Origin of the sequence: Collimonas sp. PA-H2 (assembly GCF_002564105.1) — a bacterium.
Taxonomy (GTDB): Bacteria; Pseudomonadota; Gammaproteobacteria; order Burkholderiales; family Burkholderiaceae_D; genus Collimonas.
Genome location: NZ_PDBX01000001.1, coordinates 3,501,126 through 3,519,158 on the forward strand (window position 1 = coordinate 3,501,126; position 18,033 = coordinate 3,519,158).

The window sequence follows — 18,033 nt, forward strand, 5'->3', positions numbered from 1 at the left end:
CGTTCCGACGGAACCAGGAGTATGTGATGAATCAGCTTAACGAACTCGACTACGGCACTCCCGCCAAAACAGCTACGCAGCACGCCAACTCGCTGGTGACCCTCGAAATCGACGGCGTCAATGTCGAAGTCGCTGCAGGCACTTCGGTCATGCGGGCCGCGGTCGAAGCCGGCATCAATGTCCCCAAGCTATGCGCCACCGACAGCCTGGAACCGTTCGGCTCCTGCCGTCTGTGCCTGGTTGAAATCGACGGCAGGAAAGGCTACCCGGCTTCCTGCACCACGCCATGCGAACCCGGCATGAAGGTGCGCACGCAGACGCCGAAGCTGGCCGATATCCGGCGCGGCGTCATGGAACTCTACATCTCCGACCATCCGCTCGACTGCCTGACTTGCCCGACCAACGGCAATTGCGAATTGCAGGATATGGCTGGCGTCACCGGCCTGCGCGAAGTGCGTTATGGCTATGAAGGCGAGAACCACCTGAAGATGAAGAAGGATGAATCGAATCCTTACTTCACCTACGATCCGTCCAAGTGCATCGTCTGCAACCGCTGCGTGCGTGCCTGTGAAGAAACCCAGGGCACCTTCGCGCTGACCATAGACGGCCGCGGCTTCGAATCGCGCGTGTCGGCCGGGCAGATGCAGGATTTCATGGATTCCGAATGCGTCTCTTGCGGCGCCTGCGTACAAGCTTGCCCGACTGCCACCCTGACCGAAAAGACCGTGATCATGCTGGGCCAGGCCGAGCATAGCGCGATCACCACTTGCGCCTATTGCGGCGTCGGCTGTTCGTTCAAGGCGGAGATGAAGGGCAATCAGGTGGTGCGCATGGTGCCGCACAAGGATGGCCAGGCCAACCACGGCCATTCCTGCGTCAAGGGCCGCTTTGCCTGGGGCTATGCGACCCACAAGGACCGCATCACCAAACCTATGATACGCAGCAAGATCACCGATCCCTGGCGCGAAGTTTCCTGGGATGAGGCGCTCGCCTATGCGGCCGGCGAATTCCGCCGCATCCAGGCCAAGTACGGCAAGGACTCGATAGGCGGCATCACGTCTTCCCGCTGCACCAATGAAGAAACCTATCTGGTGCAAAAGCTGGTGCGGACGGCGTTCGGCAACAATAACGTCGATACCTGCGCCCGGGTTTGCCATTCGCCTACCGGCTACGGTTTGAAACAGACGCTGGGCGAGTCGGCCGGCACCCAGACCTTCGATTCGGTCATGCAGGCCGATGTGATCATGGTCATCGGCGCCAATCCGGTCGCCGCGCATCCAGTGTTTGCCTCGCAGATGAAGCGCCGCCTGCGTCAGGGCGCGCAGCTGATCGTGGTCGATCCGCGCACTACCGAGATGGTCAAGTCGCCGCACGTGCAGGCCGCTTATCACCTCAAGCTGCGTCCAGGCACCAATGTCGCCCTGATCACCGCGCTGGCGCATGTGATCCTGTCGGAAGGCTTGGAAAAGCCGGATTTCGTCGCCGAGCGTTGCGACCAGAAATCGTATGCCGACTGGAAGGAATTCGTGCTGCGGCCGGAGAATTCGCCGGAAGCCATGGCGGAAGTCACCGGCGTGCCGGCGGAGCAGCTGCGCGGCGCCGCGCGCTTGTACGCCAGCGCCGCCAACGGCGCCATCTACTACGGCCTTGGCGTCACCGAACATGCGCAAGGTTCGACCATGGTGATCGGCATCGCTAACCTGGCGATGGCGACCGGCAATGTCGGCCGCGAAGGCGTCGGCGTCAATCCGCTGCGCGGCCAAAACAATGTGCAGGGTTCCTGCGACATGGGCTCCTTCCCGCACGAATTGCCGGGTTATCGCCATGTTTCCGACAGCACCGTGCGCGGCGAGTTTGAGCAGGTATGGGGCGTCACGCTCAGCCCGGAACCGGGCCTGCGCATTCCAAACATGTTCGACGCCGCGCTCGACGGCAGTTTCATGGGACTGTACTGCGAGGGCGAAGATATCGTCCAGTCTGATCCGAATACGCAGCACGTTACCGCCGCCATGGCAGCGATGGAATGCATAGTGGTGCAGGATCTGTTCCTCAACGAGACCGCCAAATACGCGCATGTGTTCCTGCCCGGTTCCTCGTTCCTGGAAAAGGACGGTACTTTCACCAACGCCGAACGCCGCATCTCGCGGGTGCGCAAGGTGATGCCGGCCAAGGCCGGCAAATCGGACTGGGAAGTGACCGTGGCGTTGTCCAACGCGCTGGGCTATCCGATGAACTACAGCCATCCATCGCAGATCATGGACGAGATCGCGGCCCTGACGCCGACTTTCCACGGCGTCAGCTACGCCAAGCTGGAGAAGGCCGGCAGCCTGCAATGGCCGTGCAACGACGAGGCGCCGCAAGGCACGCCTATCATGCATATCGGCCAGTTCGTGCGCGGCAAGGGCAAGTTCATCAATACCCAGTACTTCGCCACCGATGAAAAGGTGACGCTGAAATTCCCGCTGATCCTGACCACTGGCCGCATCCTGTCGCAATATAATGTCGGCGCCCAGACTCGCCGCACTGAGAACGTCGAGTGGCATAGCGAAGACCGGCTGGAGATCCATCCGCATGACGCCGAGGACCGCGGCATCAAGGACGACGACTGGGTCGGCATCGAATCGCGCGCCGGCCAGACCGTGCTGCGGGCGACGGTGACCGAGCGGGTGCAGCCGGGTGTGGTTTACACTACCTTCCACTTCCCGGAATCGGGCGCCAACGTGATCACCACCGATAATTCGGACTGGGCCACCAATTGCCCGGAATACAAGGTGACCGCGGTACAGGTGCTGCCGGTCAGCCAGCCGTCCGCATGGCAGAAGCAGTTCAGCCGCTTTACCGAGCAGCAGCTGAAACTGTTGCAAGGGCAACCCGGGCATGCGACGGAGGCTGCGGTCACCAAATAACAGGACAGAGGAAAACCATGGTCTTACCAGAATACGCCAGCAGCACCGAGGTGGCAGTGGAGCGCTGGCGTAACGGCGGTGTCAGCAACAGCCGCAGCCACGATATGGTGGCAGAAGAAGTGCCGGTGGCGTTGGAGTACAACGGCATTTCGCACGCGGTGATGATGGCTTCGCCGGCCGATCTGGAGGATTTTGCCCTGGGCTTTTCCCTGACTGAAGGAATCTTGCAGGACCGCAGCGAATTGTTCGATTGCGAGATCGTCAGTGCCGCGGATGGCATCCAGGTACAGATGCAGATCGCCACGCAACGCTTTGTGGCGCTCAAGGAAAAACGGCGCAACCTGACCGGCCGTACCGGCTGCGGTCTGTGCGGCGCCGAAACTTTGCAGCAGGCGGTGCGCAAGCCGGCGCCGGTGGTGTCGCATGCGCGCTTTTCCGCGGCGGCGATTTACGCAGCAATGGCGGAGATGCAGAAACAGCAACATTTGCAGCAAGTCACTGGCGCCACCCACGCCGCGGCGTGGCTGCAGGCCGATGGAACAATTGCACTGGTGCGTGAAGATGTCGGCCGCCACAATGCGCTCGATAAATTGATCGGCGGCTTGATGCAATTGGAACCGAAGCATGATTTCGCCAGCGGCGCAGTGCTGATCACCAGCCGCGCCAGTTATGAAATGGTGCAGAAGGCGGCTAGCATGGGTTGCGGCTTTATCGTCGCGGTATCGGCGCCGACCGCGCTGGCGATCCGGCTGGCCGAGCAGGCTGGCGTCACTCTGCTGGGTTTCGTGCGGCAGCCGGGCCACGTGGTGTATGCGCATCCGCAGCGCCTGGCGCCGGCTTAGTTTTATTCACAATCTTGCAGCAGAAAAGGCAGGCGCAATGAACCTGGAACACTTGGTGAAAATGGCGAATCAGATCGGTTCATTTTTTGAAACCATGCCGGACCGTCCGCAAGCCATGACGGATCTGATCACGCATCTGAAACGCAGCTGGGAGCCGCGCATGCGGCGTGAACTGCTGGCCTATGTCGACCAGCAGGGCGGCGCCGAGCTGATGCCGATCGTGCGGGAAGCCATCCGCCTGCACGCCGTCGTCCTCAAGTAATTACGGCAGGAACACCATCTGCGACGGGCTGCCCAGCCCGGTATAGCGGTCGATGAATTCCAGCTTGCCGCTTTCCTTGTCGATGGCGAACTGGGTGATGTTGTCGCTGCGCTGGTTCAGTGCATACATGAAGCGCCCTTGCGGTCCGATCACGATGCTGCGCGGATAATCGCCGCCGGTCCAGGTATCTCCCACCCATGTCAGCTTGCCTTCGGCGCCGACCGCAAACTGCGCAATGCTGTTGCGCAGGCGGTTGGCGGCATACACGAAGCGGCCTTCAGGGCTCACGGTCAGCCCCGAGGCGAAACTGGTGCCATGGTAGTTTTCCGGCAAGGTCGAGACCGTATCCTGTTCCTGCAGGGTGCCATTGGCCTGGTCGAAGTTATACAGCGTCAGCGTCGACGATTCTTCATTGATCACATACACGTACTTGCCGTTGGGATGGAAGACAAAGTGGCGCGGTCCGGCGCCGGCCGAGGATGCCTTGATGAAGGCCGGCGCATTCGGGCTCAGGCGGCCGCTGGCCTGGTCGAAGCGCCACTGGTAGATGCGGTCCAGCCCCAGGTCGGTAGAGAACGCGAACCGGCCGCTGGGGTCGCTAGCGATCATGTGCGCATGCGGGCCGTTATGGTCGCTGGCGGCAAAGCTGCCGATGACTGCCGCTTCCGGCCTGGCCGCGCCCGCGGCGCCGCTGCTTTGCTGTACCGACGAGGCCGGCTGCAGGCTGCCGTCAGCGCCAAGCGGGAATACCGCCACGGAGCCGCCGCCGTAGTTGGCGGCGAACAGATGTTTCCCTTGTGCGGAAAGCGTCACGAAGGCCGGCGTCGCGCCTTGCGAATCCTGTTCATTCAGCTTGCTCAGTGCGCCATCGGCGCGGTTGACCGCATAGGCCGCCACGCTGCCGTGCTTGCCATCCTTGTAGTTGGCAATCTCGCTGGCCACGTACAAGGTCTTGCCGTCCGCGCTCGCGGTCAGCTGCGCCGGATTGGGCTGGCTGCTGGCGACCCCGACCCGGCTGAGCGCGCCGGACTGGCTATCGACCTTGAACAGATACACCCCTTCACCGTTAGGGTTATACGTGCCGACGTAGGCGAACTGGCTGGGAGAGATGGGTGTTGCGGCTTGGAGCGGCAGGCTGGTCATGGTGAATAGGGCAGTGAGTGCGATGGAGAGCGTCAGCCGGCGGGACAGACGGGAAACTGATAATGGAGTCGGCATATTTTCCTTGATAAGCGGGCGTCGCGGACGGACGCTGCGGCGGATTATTTCGATGAATGAATATAGGGTTTTCTAGCTAGAATGGCAATCCGTAAATACGGCCGCTGCAGCGCCTGGAGCGGTCTGTCGTTGGTTGTCATGTAACGTAAAATTTCGGGCGATCCCGGTTCTCGGCTAGAATGGCGCTCGCGCTGTATGTAAACCGACAGGCAAGGATCAATGGAATTTCAGTTCATCAGTCCCAAAAAGAACGCGCTGGTTTATCTGGTCAAGATCCTGACCGGCGCCCTGATTACCTGGTATGGCTTGCGCGCCCTGGGCTTGCAAGAGCCATACTGGGCCATGATATCGTTGATCATCGTGACCGAGCCGGACATCAATCTGGCCAAGGCCAGCTTCAAGGCGCGCCTGATCAATACCCTGAACGGCTGCGTGGTGGCCTGCCTGGCGCTGGTCCTGTTCGGCCCGGGCTTCCTGTCCTTGCTGATCGCGCTGGCGGTATCGGTGCTGGTCGCCATGCTGTTGCAAAACTATCCTGCCAACTGGCGCCTGGGGCCGGCGACGGTGGTGATCCTGATGTCGGCGGCGATCGGCGGCAAGGGGCTGCACCAGGAACTTGAATATGCGCTATTGCGCGTCGGTGAGGTGATCGCCGGCAGCACCGTGGCATTATTGCAATCATTGGCGTATGGCTTTCTGCTGAAACGACTGGCGCCGGTCAAGACCTGATCATAAAGCGCGAGATTGATTGGCCGAATCTATTGACGTAATTTCCCAAGCACCACTATAGTGACAAAATGATTTCAGAATTCCATCAATTATCAGAAAAAATAGGCCAGCTGGCCGAGCTGACGCACGCTTTGCGCCGCGAAAACGTCGAACTGCGCCTGCGCGCCAAGGATTTGCAGAGCGAGAGCGAGGATTTGAAGCGCCAGAACGCAGAATTGCAACAGCGGATAGACGAAGCGCACCGGCGGGTCGCCGCCTTACTCGAGAAATTTCCGGCATTGCCGTCATCGCCGCAGGACAAGGAGCTTGCATGAGCCAGTTAAGCGTCAACATCATGGGCCAGCCCTATACCCTGTCCTGCAAGGAAGGCGAAGAAAACGCCCTGCAGGAAGCTGTGACTTACCTCGACGGAAAAATGACAGCGATCCGCGACGCCGGCAAGATTCGCGGCAATGACCGCATCGCAGTGATCGCGGCGCTCGGTATCGCTGCTGAATTATTGAGCAGCAAAGCGCCTTCGGGGCCTTTGTCGGAACTGACCGTGTCGGAAGTGAAGCAGAATATTGCGGCGATGCACACGGTGCTGGATGACGCCCTGGCGGCACAGGAAGACCTGTTCTGAGGCGACCTTATCCAAGAAAAAAACTTGCGGCTAGGGGTTTGACTTGGAAGTTGTTTGGAGTAGACTACCCATTCCTGCCGTGTTCGCGATTGTCATAAAATCCTTGAACCATTTATACGCACCGGCTGCGGAATATTGTTCGACAGGTGTGAGCGTCGCTAGTCCGATGAGCCCGAAGTTGAACTAACTGCGGCCAACTTGAATCGCTTTGGTTCAGGATGCCGACAAAGCGGCACAGGCGGGACTGAATTCTGAAGCGGTTGCATATACATGCAGCCGCTTTTTTCGTTTGTGGACTTCTTTCGCGGCCTTCTTTTTGCGTTTTTCCAGGAGTGGGAAGAGATCAAATGAATTATTGGCTAATGAAATCCGAGCCGGACGACGCCAGCATCGACGACGTGCTGGGCATGTCCGGACAGACGATCGCCTGGTATGGCGTGCGCAATTATCAAGCGCGCAATTTCATGCGCGACCTGATGAAGGTCGGCGACGGCGTGCTGTTCTACCACTCCGGCTGCGCGGTTCCCGGCATCGCCGGCCTGGCCGAGGTGGCGAGCACACCCTATCCGGACGACACGCAATTCGATCCCAAGAGTAAATACTTCGATCCCAAGGCCGGGCGCGAAAACCCGCGCTGGATGCTGGTCGACGTCAAGGCGCTCAAGAAAACCCGGCTCATCCCCCTGGCCGAACTGCGCGAGCAGGAAGCCCTGGCCGAGATGCAGATCCTGCGGCGCGGCAACCGGCTCTCCATCACCCCGGTCAGCGCCGCTGAATGGCGCCATATCGGCAAGCTGCTCAAGGCATGACGGCGGCCTGTCCAGAATAGTGTTCGCGCAGCAGGTTCTTTTGCACTTTGCCCATGGTATTGCGCGGCAGTTCATCGGCAAAGAACACTTGCTTAGGCACCTTGAAGTTGGCGATGCTGGTTTTCATCAGTTCGATGACGCCGGCGGTGGTCAGCTTGGCGTCCGACCGTTTGACGATGACGGCAGTCACGGCTTCGCCGAAATCGGCGTGTGGGATGCCGATGACCGCTGATTCCAGCACACCGTCGATTTCATCGAGCACGCTTTCGATTTCCTTCGGATAGACGTTGTAGCCGCCGGAAATGATCAAATCCTTGCTGCGGCCGACGATTGCCAGATAGCCTTCGCTATCGAATTTGCCGACATCGCCGGTCTTGAAATAGCCGTCCTCCGTGAACTCCTCGGCAGTCTTTTCCGGCATGCGCCAGTAGCCCTGGAATACATTCGGCCCTTTCACCTGGATATCGCCGATCTCGCCGGCGCCGCACAGGCTGCTGAGGCCGTCGCTGCCGGTGACGGCCAGGCGCAGCGAGACGCCCGGCAAGGGCAGGCCGACAGTGCCGCCGCGTCGTTCCCGGTCATAGGGATTGGAAGTCAGCATAGCGGTCTCGCTCATGCCGTAACGTTCCAGGATGGTGTGACCGGTGCGCATAGCGAATTCAGCAAATGTATCGGCCAGCAAAGGCGCCGAACCGGAAACGAACAGGCGGATATTGCGGCAGGCGTGGGAGTCGAATCCCTTGTCTGCCAGCAGGCGCACATAGTAGGTCGGCACGCCCATGAAGATGGTGCTGCGCGGCAGCTGGCGGCAGACTTCGGCGGCCTCGAACTTCGGCAGGAAAATCATCTTGCTGCCGTTCAGCAGAGCGCCGTTGGCAGCTACCAGCAAGCCGTGGATATGGAACAGCGGCAAGGCATGCAACAGGACGTCGCCGGCTTGCCAATGCCAGTACTGCTGCAGCACCTTGGCGTTGGAGGCGATATTGCCGTGCGAAAGCATGGCGCCCTTGCTGCGGCCGGTGGTCCCTGAGGTATATAAAATGACGGCGAGGTCGTCGGCCTGTTTTTCCACGGTCTCGAAATGGTCCGGGAAATGCATGGCGCGCGCCAGTAGCGAGCCGGAATTGCGGCCTTGGTTGCCACTGCTGATTTCATCCAGCGTGAACAAGTGCCGGGTGCCGGCCTTGAAGGCGATCTGCGCGACCCAGCCGAAATTCTTCGGCGAGCAGATGAACACAGCGGGTTCGGCATCGCCGATGAAATACTCGATTTCCGCGCTGCGGTAGGCGGTGTTCAGCGGCAGGTAGACAAAGCCGGCGCGCAGCGTGGCCAGGTACAGTATCAAGGCTTCCGGCGATTTCTCGACCTGCACGGCAATTCGCGAACCGGGCGGCAGACCAAGACTGCTGAAAAGGTTGGCGATGCGGGCGGAGGCACGCTCGACATCGCCCCAGGTGTAGTACTGGCCGTCACGGGTTTCGATGCAGCAGGCGGTTTTATCGGCAGGGAAGTGCGACGCGAAAAGGGCGTAGAGATTGGCGGTCATGGCGGAGCAGGAAAAAGACATTCGGCAAACGCCGCCGGCCTCGTCCCAGTGAGAGGGAGCAGCCGGCGGTTTCGTGTTTCAGGTCGCGGCAGGGCTGGCAGCCTTGACCGGCGGCGCATCGGCCGCGCCGGCATACTTGCGCGGATGGCGGTAAGCGATGAACAGCAAGGCAATCCCCAGCACGATCATCGGCACCGACAGCATCTGGCCGGCGGAAATCGTGATGCCGCCGAAGCTGACGTTGTAGTCCGGCACACGGAAGTATTCAGTGAAGAAGCGGGCGCTGCCATACAGCAGGGAGAACATGCCGGCCACCGCCATGCGCGGCCGCGGCTTGCGCGAGAACAGCCAGAGGATGATGAACAGCAGGATGCCGTCGACCAGCATCTGGTAGATCGGCGACGGATGGCGCGGCAGGTTGTCCACGTTGGGCCAGATCATCGCCCACGGCAGCGACGGGTCGGACACCACGCGGCCCGGCAGTTCACCGTTGATGAAATTGCCGAGACGGCCGGCAGCGTAGCCCAGCGGCACCATGGGCGCGATGAAATCCATGATGTCCATCAGGTTGCGGCCAGCCTTGCGGCCCCACAATGCCATGGCGATCAGGACGCCGATAAAGCCGCCGTGGAAGGACATGCCACCCTTCCATACCGCAATGATTTCCGCCGGGTGCGAAAAATAGTAGGACGGATCGTAAAAGAACACCTGCCCCAGGCGGCCGCCGATCACCACCCCCAGCACGCCGTAGAACAGCATGTCGTCGATATCTTCCTTTTTCCAGCCGACCGCGGCGATATGCGGCTGTTTGATGCGGATGCGGCCGATCCAGATGAACTGGATGAAAGCCAGCAGATACATCAGTCCGTACCAGCGCACGTGCAGCGGGCCCAGGGAGAAGGCTATCGGATCGGGTAAGGGATGAATCAGCATGTTCTATTTCTTTCTTAATAATTCCAAAAAGGCTTGCAATACAGGTGAAGCATTATCGCGGCGCCAGGCCAGCCCGGTCTCTACCAGCGGCGTCTGGTCTTGCAATTCATGATAATCGACCCCCGGGCGTTGCAGGTTCGACACCGATTGTGGCACAAGCGCGATCCCCATGCCAGCCGACACCAGGCCGACGATGGTTTGCATCTGGATCGCTTCCTGGCCGATGTGCGGGGCGACGCCGGCAGCGCGGAAACAGCCCAGGATGGTGTCATGCAAGCCGGGCGAGATGCGGCGCGGGAAAATAATCAGGGGCATGTCCGCCAGGCTGCTCAGCGCAATCCTGCCTTTGCCGCGCAGCGCCTTGAGGCCGCTGGGCGCCGCCAGTATCAGCGGTTCGGACAGCACCGGCTGATAGTCCAGCACCAGCCTGGCCTTGTCCGGCAAGGGCGGAATCAGCAGGCCGGCGTCGATGCGGCCTTCCATCAGCTGCGCCAGCTGCAGGTCGCTGGTGGCTTCCTGCAGGTCGATCTGCACCTGCGGATAGGCTTCACGGAAAGAACGCAGCAAAGGCGGCAGGATGCTGTAGTCGGCGGTGGATACGAAGGATAGCGCAAGCAGTCCGGATTCACCGGAAGCTGCACGCCTGACCAGGTCGGGCAGGGCGGCGGCCTGCTGCAGCAGGCGCTGTGCTTCCGGCAGCAGCGCCTGACCGGCCGGAGTCAGCGCGACGCTGCGTTTGGTCCGTGCAAACAGAGCGGCGCCGAGACTGGCTTCGAGCGCCTGTATGGTTTGCGACAAAGGCGGCTGCGTCATATGCAGCCGCAGCGCGGCGCGGCCGAAATGCCTTTCTTCCGCCACCGCCACGAAATAGCGCAGTTGTCGCAGCTCTATATTCATTTATCGCCATCTAATAAAAAAGCCGGAAAGAAGCCGGCTTTTTGTTTTGCATAACGTAACTGCCGTACTGTCTTAGCGGCCAGGGCGCTTATGCTTGTCGAAGGTTTTCTTGACGCGTTCCTTCTTGATTTTTTCGAGCTCTTCGTGGGCCTTGCGCTTATCAAGGCCGAACATGCGCTCGAGAAATTCGAACCAGATGAAAGCCGCCGCCATCAGGCCTGCGATCCACCACCAGGACATATTGGTGAAAAACGAACCGATCTCGAAGTATTTTAACGCTATTAATGAAACGATAATGATAATCAGTGGCATGGCATTCCCTTTTCTTTGCGGAAAGGATAGGGCGAAAGATGCCTGTGGTCAACGGATGTCGCTCTGATATGTCGGATTCCAGATGTAGGTAGGTGTTTCAGGGATATGAGACAATGCGGACGGGCAGGTAAAATGGTGTCACATTTTTTTGACGGAGATAAGAATGAAACGTTTGTTGATCTGTGCATTGCTGGGTGCAATGGCATCGGGTTCTGCACTGGCTGACCCCGGTCTGGATCTGGCGAAGTCGAAGAACTGCCTGGCGTGCCATGCGGTGCAAAACAAGGTCGTCGGACCGGCATACAAAGACGTTGCGGCGAAATTCGCCGGCCAGAAAGGCGCTGAAGACATGCTGGTGCAAAAAGTCTTGAAGGGCAGCACGGGCACTTGGGGCGCCATCCCGATGCCAGCCAATCCGCAAGTCAGCGATGCCGAAGCGCATACGCTGGTGAAGTGGATTCTGTCGCAGAAATAATTCCGCTGATTAGATTGCAAAAAGGGCGCTCAGATGGGCGCCCTTTTTATTGGCAAAAATATCGTTATACCCGCCGTTAAGAGCGCTCCAGCAGGTGAGGCGCTTTTTAGCTGGAGAGCCGTTGCGCTATTTGGTCACAGCCAGCTGGCTGCGCAGTGCGCCGCGGTAAGTGTACAAGGTGATGGTGCCGTCCTTGATGTCGCCTTTCGCATCAAACGCGATCATGCCGGTCACGCCTTGGTGATGAATTTTCGCCAGTTCGGGCAGGTATTTCTTCGGATCGGCCGATTTGGCTTTTTGCATCGCATCCACCATGGTCATCAGTGCATCGTAGGTATACGGCGCATAGATCACCACATCCTTGCCGTACTTGATCTTGTATGCGGTCTTGTAGGCGTCCAAGGCTTTTTTGGCCGACTCTTCCACCCCGCCCGCTTCCGCACAGATCACCTGGTCGTTGCTGATGCCGTCGCCCGCCAGTTTCGGCAGGTCGGAGGTGCAGATGGCGTCGCCGCCCATGAACTTGGCCTTGACGCCGAGCTGCTTCATCTGGCGCAGCATCGGGCCGGCGCCGGCATCCAGGCCGCCGAAGAATATGACGTCAGGCTTCTTTGCCTTGAACGAAGTCAGGATGGCGTTGAAGTCGGTCGCCTTGTCGTTGGTGAACTGGGTGGCGACGATGGTCATGCCGGCCGCTTTTGCCGCCTTGCTGAACTCTTCCGCCAAGCCCTGGCCGTAGGCGGTGCGGTCGTCGATCACCGCTGCGGTCTTGGCATGCAGGGTGTTGGCCGCATAGCGGCCAAGGGCGCCGCCCAGCTGGCTATCGTTGGCGACTACGCGGAAAGTGGTGTTGAAGCCTTGCTGGGTATATTTAGCGCTGGTGGTGGAAGGCGAAATCTGCGGAATGCCGGCATCGAAATAAATCTTCGAGGCAGGAATCGAAGTGCCGGAATTGACGTGGCCGATGACGCCGGCGACCTTGGCGTCGATCAGCTTCTGCGCCACGGCGGTGGCCTGTTTCGGATCGGATGCATCGTCTTCCGCCATCAGCACGAAGCGGGTTTTCTTGCCATCCAGCGTGATGCCCTGGGCATTCAGCGCTTCGATCGCCATGCGGGCGCCGTTTTCATTGTCCTTGCCGATATGGGCTATAGGGCCGGTGATCGGGCCGACGTGGGCGATCTTGACCACTTGCTCTTGTGCATGCGCGGAAGCGGCCAGGGACAAGGCGATGGCGGCAGCCAATGGCATCATTTTAGTAGTGTGCACCAGATTTCCTCCTAAGGATTGTCGACAGTATTATTAAAAATGCAGTTTTTAGACAGCCCGCCTTTGCAAGTAGTTCGGACTGTCTTGAGGGAGTTAAACGTTACAACAAACGATGGGCGGCGCAAAGGGCATTTATATGCTTTTTTATCAATTCGGCAGAATGATATGCGTAACCTGCTGGCTCGACGGCAACAAAAACATGAAAAAAGCGCCCCGGCCTTGCGGGCGGGGCGCTTCTGCAAAGACGCTGCGATGGATTATTTGGTTACAGTCAGCAAGGTCCGCTTGCCATCCTTGTAGGTGTACAGGGTCAGCGTGCCGTCCTTGATGTCGCCTTTTGCATCAAACGCGATCATGCCGGTCACGCCCTTGTGATGGATCTTCGCCAATTCCGGCAGGTATTTTTTCGGATCGGCGGAATTGGCTTTCTGCATCGCTTCCACCATGGTCATCACCGAGTCGTAGGAGTAGGGCGCGTACAGTTTCACTTCGCTGCCGTACTTCTTCAGGAAGGCTGCCTTGAAATCCTCCAGGCCCTTCTTGCCCGATTCTTCGACGCCACCGGCTTCGGCGCACACCACCTGGTCATTGGTCAGGCCATCGCCGGCCAGCTTGCCCAGCTCTGCCGTGCACATGCCGTCGCCGCCCATGAACTTGGCCTTGATGCCGAGCGCCTTCATCTGGCGCAGCATCGGACCGGCTACCGCATCCATGCCGCCGAAGAAGATCACATCCGGATTCTTGGCCTTGATCGAGGTCAGGATGGCGTTGAAGTCGGTTGCCTTGTCGTTGGTGAACTGGGTCGCCACGATATTGACGCCGGCGGCCTTGGCGCCCTTGGCGAATTCCTGCGCCACCCCTTGGCCGTAGGCGGTGCGGTCATCGATGACGGCGATATTCTTGGCATGCAGCGCAGTCGCTGCATAGCGGCCGAGGGTGCCGCCCAGTTGGCCGTCGTTGGCTACCACCCGGAACACGCTGTTGAAGCCTTGCTGCGTGTATTTAGGGCTGGTGGCTGCGGGTGAAATTTGCGGGATGCCGGCATCGTAGTAAATCTTCGATGCCGGGATGGTGGTGCCGGAATTCAGGTGGCCGATGACGCCGTCGATCTTGGCGTCGACCAGTTTCTGTGCTGCCGCCGTGCCTTGCTTAGGATCGGAAGCATCGTCTTCCGCCAGCAGCACGAATTTGATTTTCTTGCCGCCCAGGGTGACGCCCTTGGCGTTCAGTTCTTCGACCGCCATCTTGGCGCCGTTTTCCATATCCTTGCCGAGATGGGCCGATGGGCCGGTCACCGGACCGACATGGCCGATCTTGACGACTTGATCTTCTGCATGGGCTGCGCCGGCAGCACTCATGGCCAATGCGATTGCTGCAACCAACGGCAACATCTTGTTCTTCATCTGCACGTGTTTCCTCCTAAGGATTTGATAAGGTCAATGAACGATTTTCCGGCTTCACAGCACGGAGCATGCAAACGTTACAACAGAAAAAAATCTTCTCAAAGACTTTTAGACAATATCCTTGCGTGCGATGAGGAGATTACGGCGTCTCGCGCGCAGCCGGATTGTGCCGGGAGGCGGCATGCACAGGCGCTGACGGAGGGGCGCGGTGACGGCGCAGAAGAAATCGGAAGAGGAATAAAAAAAGCGCCCCGGAAACCGGAGCGCTTTTCATTAGCTGTGTGCGACGATTATTTTGTCACGGTCAGCAGAGTGCGTTTGCCGTCTTTGTAGGTGTACAAAGTCAGCGAACCGTCCTTGATGTCGCCCTTAGGATCAAAGGAGATTTCGCCGGTCACGCCCTTGTAATGGATCTTGGCCAGTTCAGGCAGGTATTTCTTAGGATCCGACGAGCCGGCTTTTTCCATCGCTGCCACCATGGTCATCAGCGCATCGTATTCATACGGTGCGTAGATCACGACTTCCTGGTTGAAGCGTTTTTGGTAAGCAGCCTTGAAGGCTTCCAGTGCCGCCTTGCCTGCATCCGGCACACCGCCGGCTTCAGCGCAAACCACCTGGTCGTCTTTCAAGCCTGCGCCGGCCAGCTTGGCCAGCTCAGTTGTACACAGGCCGTCGCCGCCCATGAACTTGGCCTTGATGCCCAGCTGGTCCATCTGGCGCAGCATCGGTCCGCCGACTGCATCCATGCCGCCGAAGAAAATCAGGTCGGGGTTCTTGGACTTGATCGAGGTCAGAATCGCGTTGAAATCGGTAGCTTTGTCGTTGGTGAACTGCGTTGCAACGATAGTGCCGCCGGCTTTCTTGGCGCTCTTGGTGAACTCTTCAGCGACACCTTGGCCGTAGGCAGTACGGTCATCGATGACCGCAATGTTCTTGGCTTTCAGGGTGTTGATGGCGTAGCGTCCCAGGGTGCCGCCCAGCTGGCCGTCATTGGCGACTACGCGGAACGCAGTGTCGAAGCCTTGCTGGGTGTACTTAGGATTGGTAGCGGAAGGCGAGATTTGCGGGATGCCGGCATCGTGATAGATTTTCGATGCTGGAATGGTAGTGCCGGAGTTCATGTGGCCAATAATGCCCTTGACCTTGGCGTCCACCAGTTTCTGGGCAGCGGCGGTGCCTTGCTTCGGATCGGAAGCGTCATCCTCGGAAGCCAGTACGAACTTCACCAGCTTGCCGCCGATCTTGGTGCCCTTGGCGTTCAGTTCCTCGATCGCCATGGTGGCGCCGTTTTCATTGTCCTTGCCGATGTGGGCGTTAGGACCCGTGAGCGGGCTGACCTGGCCGATGGTGACGACTTCTTGTGCCGAAACCGGGCCTGCAAAGGCGAAAGCCATTGCAATTGCGCCAGCCAACGGAATCATTTTGATCTTGTTCTGCATGAATATCCTCCTGAGGATTTAAAATAAAACAATCTAGTTACAGTTTCACCGTCCGCTGCTTATTTATTATCTACTCAGATTAGTCTGAAAATTTACTCAGACTTCTCCGAATAGAGCAACGTTACAACATAAAAAACGCTTCGCATAGCGGTTTTTGCGAATTATTAAAACGGCAGCTACAGCCCTTGATCCCCTGGCATGAGCAAACATCACACCTTAGACAAAGTCGACCGCAAGCTGCTCAATTTGTTGCAACGCGACAATCAAATGCCGACCCGTACCCTGGCCGACAAAGCGCACATTTCCCAGCCCACCTGCCTGCGCCGCCTGCGCGACCTGCGCGAGGCCGGCATCATCAGCGCCGACGTCTCGCTGGTCGATCCCTTCGCGCTCGGCTACGGCATGCTGGCCTTCCTCGAAATCTCGCTCAACCACCAGTCCGACGAGCACATGCAGGAATTCGAACTGCGCATGAACAAGGAAGCCGAAGTCATGCAATGCTATTTCGTTTCCGGCGACTACGACTACTTCCTGGTGGTGCACGTGATCGACATGGATGCCTATTACCAGTTTGTGCGCCGGGTCATTTCAGGCTCCGGCAACGTCCGCCATTTCCAGTCGCGTTTTCCGATGAAGCGCGCCAAGTTCGTGACCCGGGTTGCCTTCGACGAAAAACCGGCGACGGTGGAAGTGCGCGCCGCCAAGTGACGCACTGCAACAGTGCGCCGACCGCTTCCTGAATACGGTTGAGCAAAAACCGCGCCATGTCTCCGGCGGGTGGTGCAGTCTACGAACGGCTAAAAAAAAGACCGATGCTGGCGACAGCATCGGTCTTTTTCATGGCATTGTCGCGGCGGTCGCTGCCGTGGCGGCAATCAAGCGATCGATCAGGTGCTTCAGGCTTGCACCGGACGCGGCAGGATCAGCGGCTGCGGCGCTTGCCGCGGCATGCCGGTAAACGCGAAATCGACTTCCGGCCGGCGCCCCGAGACGATCTCGGCGATGGCGCGGCCGGAGCCGCAGCCCATGGTCCAGCCGAGCGTGCCGTGGCCGGTATTGAGGAACAGGTTGCTGATCTTGCTCTTGCCGATGTAGGGCACGTTGGATGGCGTCATCGGCCGCAGGCCGGTCCAGTAAACCGGATTCTCGTAGTCGCAGCCGTCCGGGAACAGCTCGCGCGTACGGCGCGTAATCGCTTCGCAGCGGGTGGTGTTGAGCTCCCGCGTGTAGCCGTTCAGCTCGCAGGTGCCGGCCACGCGCAGGCGGTCGCCCAGGCGCGACACCACCAGCTTGTAGCCGTCGTCGGTCAGCGATACGCTGGGCGCCGCGTCCGGATTGGTGATCCGGTAAGTGGCCGAATAGCCCTTGCCCGGATAGATCATCAGGTCGATGCCGAGAGGCTTCAGCAGCGGCGTCGAGAAGCTGCCCATGGCGACCACGAAAGCGTCGGCATGCAGCACTTCGTGACGGCCGTCGGCATTGATGATTTCGACGCCGGTGATCTTGGCGCCGGCGCCGCTGCCTTCGGTGATCAGGCGGGTGACGCTGGTGTTGTACTGGAAATTGACGCCGGCTTCGGCAGCCTTGGCGGCCAGGCCCGAAGTGAATTTATAGACGTCGCCCGATTCGTCGGTCGCGGTATAGTCGCCGCCGACGATCTTGTCGCGGATGCGCGCCAGCGCCGGTTCGATCTTGATCACTTCATCGGCGCTGATCGAATCGCGCGGACAGCCGAGGTCGCGCATCAACTGGGCGGCCGGCAGCGAGATGTCGAATTCCTTTTGATCGGTATAGAAGTGCAGGATGCCGCGCGTCAGGCAATCGTAGTCGACGCCGGTGTCGGCGCGCACTGCCTGCAAGGTCTGGCGGCTGTATTCGCAGATGGCGACGATCTGGCGGATATTGTCATTGGTGCGCGCCGGCGTGCATTCGCGCAGGAAGTTGAGCGCCCATTTCCATTGCAGCCATTCCGGACGGAAGCGGTACAGCAAGGGCGCGTCTTCCTGCCCCAGCCATTTCAAGACCTTCAGCGGCGCCTGCGGGTTGGCCCAAGGCTCGGCGTGCGACACCGAAATCTGGCAGCCGTTGGCAAAGCTGGTTTCCTGGGCGGCGCCAGGCTGGCGTTCGATCACAGTGACATCGTGACCTTCCTTGTTGAGGAACCAAGCCGAAGAGGTTCCGATTACGCCAGCGCCCAATACAATTACTTTCATCTCATCTCCAAAAACCACCGTTTTTTAACCAGCTGCGCGTTGCAAGAACAGCCTTTTCAATAGCGCTATTGTAAGAAAACCGTGATTTTTTAGGCGATCAAAATGAGGCTAGAAATTTTTACTTTTGGCTACCGCATAGGTATTTATGATTGAAAAAC

At 59.2% G+C, this 18,033-nt stretch carries 18 protein-coding genes and 1 other RNA gene; 10 read left to right on the forward strand and 9 right to left on the reverse strand.

Features of this window, described 5'->3' with window-relative positions; all coding sequences use genetic code 11:
* Window positions 1-26 precede the first annotated feature (26 nt).
* Genes fdhF through BCF11_RS16030 form a run of 3 tightly spaced genes read left to right on the forward strand, consistent with a single transcriptional unit; the run spans window position 27 to window position 4,010 of the window.
* On the forward strand, window positions 27-2,906 hold the full coding sequence (gene fdhF, locus BCF11_RS16020) for a formate dehydrogenase subunit alpha (RefSeq protein WP_098495612.1): 2,880 nt from the start codon (window positions 27-29) through the stop codon (window positions 2,904-2,906).
* Window positions 2,907-2,923: 17 nt separating this feature from the next.
* Window positions 2,924-3,748: a formate dehydrogenase accessory sulfurtransferase FdhD gene (gene fdhD / locus BCF11_RS16025; protein ID WP_098495613.1), complete on the forward strand. Its 825-nt coding sequence runs from the start codon at window positions 2,924-2,926 to the stop codon at window positions 3,746-3,748.
* 37 nt (window positions 3,749-3,785) lie between these two features.
* Entirely contained in the window at window positions 3,786-4,010 is a 225-nt protein-coding gene (locus BCF11_RS16030; RefSeq protein ID WP_098495614.1) for a formate dehydrogenase subunit delta, read from the forward strand.
* On the opposite strand, the gene BCF11_RS16035 is transcribed toward BCF11_RS16030, so the two are convergent.
* Window positions 4,011-5,228, reverse strand: a complete 1,218-nt coding sequence (locus tag BCF11_RS16035; RefSeq protein ID WP_098495615.1) for a lactonase family protein — start codon at window positions 5,226-5,228, stop codon at window positions 4,011-4,013. It lies immediately after the preceding gene.
* A 219-nt stretch (window positions 5,229-5,447) separates the two neighbouring features.
* Between BCF11_RS16035 and BCF11_RS16040 the strand changes: the two genes are divergently transcribed.
* The 5 genes from BCF11_RS16040 (at window position 5,448) to BCF11_RS16060 (ending at window position 7,388) form a co-directional block, all read left to right on the forward strand.
* A complete protein-coding gene (locus BCF11_RS16040) occupies window positions 5,448-5,957 on the forward strand; it encodes an FUSC family protein (RefSeq protein WP_098495616.1) in 510 nt (169 codons plus the stop codon).
* A gap of 68 nt (window positions 5,958-6,025) precedes the next feature.
* Window positions 6,026-6,271, forward strand: a complete 246-nt coding sequence (gene zapB / locus BCF11_RS16045) for a cell division protein ZapB (RefSeq protein ID WP_098495617.1) — start codon at window positions 6,026-6,028, stop codon at window positions 6,269-6,271.
* A complete protein-coding gene (locus BCF11_RS16050) occupies window positions 6,268-6,579 on the forward strand; it encodes a cell division protein ZapA (protein WP_098495618.1) in 312 nt (103 codons plus the stop codon). Before zapB ends, BCF11_RS16050 begins: the two co-directional genes overlap by 4 nt.
* Before the next feature lie 68 nt (window positions 6,580-6,647).
* Window positions 6,648-6,828, forward strand: a non-coding RNA gene (gene ssrS, locus BCF11_RS16055) — 6S RNA.
* A gap of 98 nt (window positions 6,829-6,926) precedes the next feature.
* Window positions 6,927-7,388: an EVE domain-containing protein gene (locus tag BCF11_RS16060; protein ID WP_098495619.1), complete on the forward strand. Its 462-nt coding sequence runs from the start codon at window positions 6,927-6,929 to the stop codon at window positions 7,386-7,388.
* Here the strand turns inward: BCF11_RS16060 and BCF11_RS16065 are convergent.
* The 4 genes from BCF11_RS16065 to BCF11_RS16080 all read right to left on the reverse strand — a co-directional run bounded on the left by BCF11_RS16065 (window position 7,378) and on the right by BCF11_RS16080 (window position 11,076).
* The gene (locus tag BCF11_RS16065; protein WP_098495620.1) at window positions 7,378-8,934 is read right to left on the reverse strand and encodes a malonyl-CoA synthase; all 1,557 of its coding nucleotides are present in this window, start codon (window positions 8,932-8,934) and stop codon (window positions 7,378-7,380) included. The genes BCF11_RS16060 and BCF11_RS16065 overlap by 11 nt on opposite strands.
* A 78-nt stretch (window positions 8,935-9,012) precedes the next feature.
* Window positions 9,013-9,867 (reverse strand): prolipoprotein diacylglyceryl transferase, encoded by an 855-nt coding sequence (gene lgt / locus BCF11_RS16070; protein ID WP_098495621.1) that lies wholly within the window; start codon window positions 9,865-9,867, stop codon window positions 9,013-9,015.
* Between the two features lie 3 nt (window positions 9,868-9,870).
* Complete coding sequence (locus BCF11_RS16075) at window positions 9,871-10,764, reverse strand: LysR substrate-binding domain-containing protein (RefSeq protein ID WP_098495622.1); 894 nt, start codon at window positions 10,762-10,764, stop codon at window positions 9,871-9,873.
* A 72-nt stretch (window positions 10,765-10,836) separates the two neighbouring features.
* Complete coding sequence (locus BCF11_RS16080; RefSeq protein WP_098495623.1) at window positions 10,837-11,076, reverse strand: TIGR04438 family Trp-rich protein; 240 nt, start codon at window positions 11,074-11,076, stop codon at window positions 10,837-10,839.
* 163 nt (window positions 11,077-11,239) lie between these two features.
* On the opposite strand from BCF11_RS16080, the gene BCF11_RS16085 reads away from it, so the two are divergent.
* Entirely contained in the window at window positions 11,240-11,551 is a 312-nt protein-coding gene (locus tag BCF11_RS16085) for a c-type cytochrome (protein ID WP_098495624.1), read from the forward strand.
* A 126-nt stretch (window positions 11,552-11,677) separates the two neighbouring features.
* On the opposite strand, the gene BCF11_RS16090 is transcribed toward BCF11_RS16085, so the two are convergent.
* The 3 genes from BCF11_RS16090 to BCF11_RS16100 form a co-directional block, all read right to left on the reverse strand.
* Window positions 11,678-12,805 carry a branched-chain amino acid ABC transporter substrate-binding protein gene (locus BCF11_RS16090; protein ID WP_369827860.1) on the reverse strand — a complete coding sequence of 376 codons (1,128 nt, stop codon included), beginning with the start codon at window positions 12,803-12,805 and terminating at the stop codon, window positions 11,678-11,680.
* Window positions 12,806-13,077: 272 nt separating this feature from the next.
* Window positions 13,078-14,223 (reverse strand): branched-chain amino acid ABC transporter substrate-binding protein, encoded by a 1,146-nt coding sequence (locus BCF11_RS16095; protein ID WP_369827769.1) that lies wholly within the window; start codon window positions 14,221-14,223, stop codon window positions 13,078-13,080.
* A 290-nt stretch (window positions 14,224-14,513) separates the two neighbouring features.
* On the reverse strand, window positions 14,514-15,662 hold the full coding sequence (locus BCF11_RS16100; protein ID WP_098495627.1) for a branched-chain amino acid ABC transporter substrate-binding protein: 1,149 nt from the start codon (window positions 15,660-15,662) through the stop codon (window positions 14,514-14,516).
* Between the two features lie 198 nt (window positions 15,663-15,860).
* On the opposite strand from BCF11_RS16100, the gene BCF11_RS16105 reads away from it, so the two are divergent.
* Window positions 15,861-16,370 carry an Lrp/AsnC family transcriptional regulator gene (locus BCF11_RS16105; protein ID WP_098495628.1) on the forward strand — a complete coding sequence of 170 codons (510 nt, stop codon included), beginning with the start codon at window positions 15,861-15,863 and terminating at the stop codon, window positions 16,368-16,370.
* Window positions 16,371-16,558: 188 nt separating this feature from the next.
* Here BCF11_RS16105 and BCF11_RS16110 read toward each other — a convergent pair whose 3' ends face one another.
* Window positions 16,559-17,875 (reverse strand): D-amino acid dehydrogenase, encoded by a 1,317-nt coding sequence (locus BCF11_RS16110; RefSeq protein ID WP_098495629.1) that lies wholly within the window; start codon window positions 17,873-17,875, stop codon window positions 16,559-16,561.
* Between the last annotated feature and the right edge of the window lie 158 nt (window positions 17,876-18,033).

What these genes read in the sequence shown, in the direction of transcription:
- zapB (WP_098495617.1), top strand. Translation starts at nt 6,026, where the DNA reads ATGATTTCAGAATTCCATCAATTATCAGAAAAAATAGGCCAGCTGGCC.
- BCF11_RS16105 (WP_098495628.1), top strand. Translation starts at nt 15,861, where the DNA reads ATGAGCAAACATCACACCTTAGACAAAGTCGACCGCAAGCTGCTCAAT.
- BCF11_RS16095 (WP_369827769.1), bottom strand. Translation starts at nt 14,223, where the DNA reads ATGAAGAACAAGATGTTGCCGTTGGTTGCAGCAATCGCATTGGCCATG.
- BCF11_RS16065 (WP_098495620.1), bottom strand. Translation starts at nt 8,934, where the DNA reads ATGACCGCCAATCTCTACGCCCTTTTCGCGTCGCACTTCCCTGCCGAT.
- BCF11_RS16100 (WP_098495627.1), bottom strand. Translation starts at nt 15,662, where the DNA reads ATGCAGAACAAGATCAAAATGATTCCGTTGGCTGGCGCAATTGCAATG.
- BCF11_RS16030 (WP_098495614.1), top strand. Translation starts at nt 3,786, where the DNA reads ATGAACCTGGAACACTTGGTGAAAATGGCGAATCAGATCGGTTCATTT.
- fdhF (WP_098495612.1), top strand. Translation starts at nt 27, where the DNA reads ATGAATCAGCTTAACGAACTCGACTACGGCACTCCCGCCAAAACAGCT.
- BCF11_RS16075 (WP_098495622.1), bottom strand. Translation starts at nt 10,764, where the DNA reads ATGAATATAGAGCTGCGACAACTGCGCTATTTCGTGGCGGTGGCGGAA.
- BCF11_RS16035 (WP_098495615.1), bottom strand. Translation starts at nt 5,228, where the DNA reads ATGCCGACTCCATTATCAGTTTCCCGTCTGTCCCGCCGGCTGACGCTC.
- BCF11_RS16080 (WP_098495623.1), bottom strand. Translation starts at nt 11,076, where the DNA reads ATGCCACTGATTATCATTATCGTTTCATTAATAGCGTTAAAATACTTC.
- BCF11_RS16110 (WP_098495629.1), bottom strand. Translation starts at nt 17,875, where the DNA reads ATGAAAGTAATTGTATTGGGCGCTGGCGTAATCGGAACCTCTTCGGCT.
- lgt (WP_098495621.1), bottom strand. Translation starts at nt 9,867, where the DNA reads ATGCTGATTCATCCCTTACCCGATCCGATAGCCTTCTCCCTGGGCCCG.
- BCF11_RS16050 (WP_098495618.1), top strand. Translation starts at nt 6,268, where the DNA reads ATGAGCCAGTTAAGCGTCAACATCATGGGCCAGCCCTATACCCTGTCC.
- BCF11_RS16060 (WP_098495619.1), top strand. Translation starts at nt 6,927, where the DNA reads ATGAATTATTGGCTAATGAAATCCGAGCCGGACGACGCCAGCATCGAC.
- BCF11_RS16085 (WP_098495624.1), top strand. Translation starts at nt 11,240, where the DNA reads ATGAAACGTTTGTTGATCTGTGCATTGCTGGGTGCAATGGCATCGGGT.
- BCF11_RS16090 (WP_369827860.1), bottom strand. Translation starts at nt 12,805, where the DNA reads ATGATGCCATTGGCTGCCGCCATCGCCTTGTCCCTGGCCGCTTCCGCG.
- BCF11_RS16040 (WP_098495616.1), top strand. Translation starts at nt 5,448, where the DNA reads ATGGAATTTCAGTTCATCAGTCCCAAAAAGAACGCGCTGGTTTATCTG.
- fdhD (WP_098495613.1), top strand. Translation starts at nt 2,924, where the DNA reads ATGGTCTTACCAGAATACGCCAGCAGCACCGAGGTGGCAGTGGAGCGC.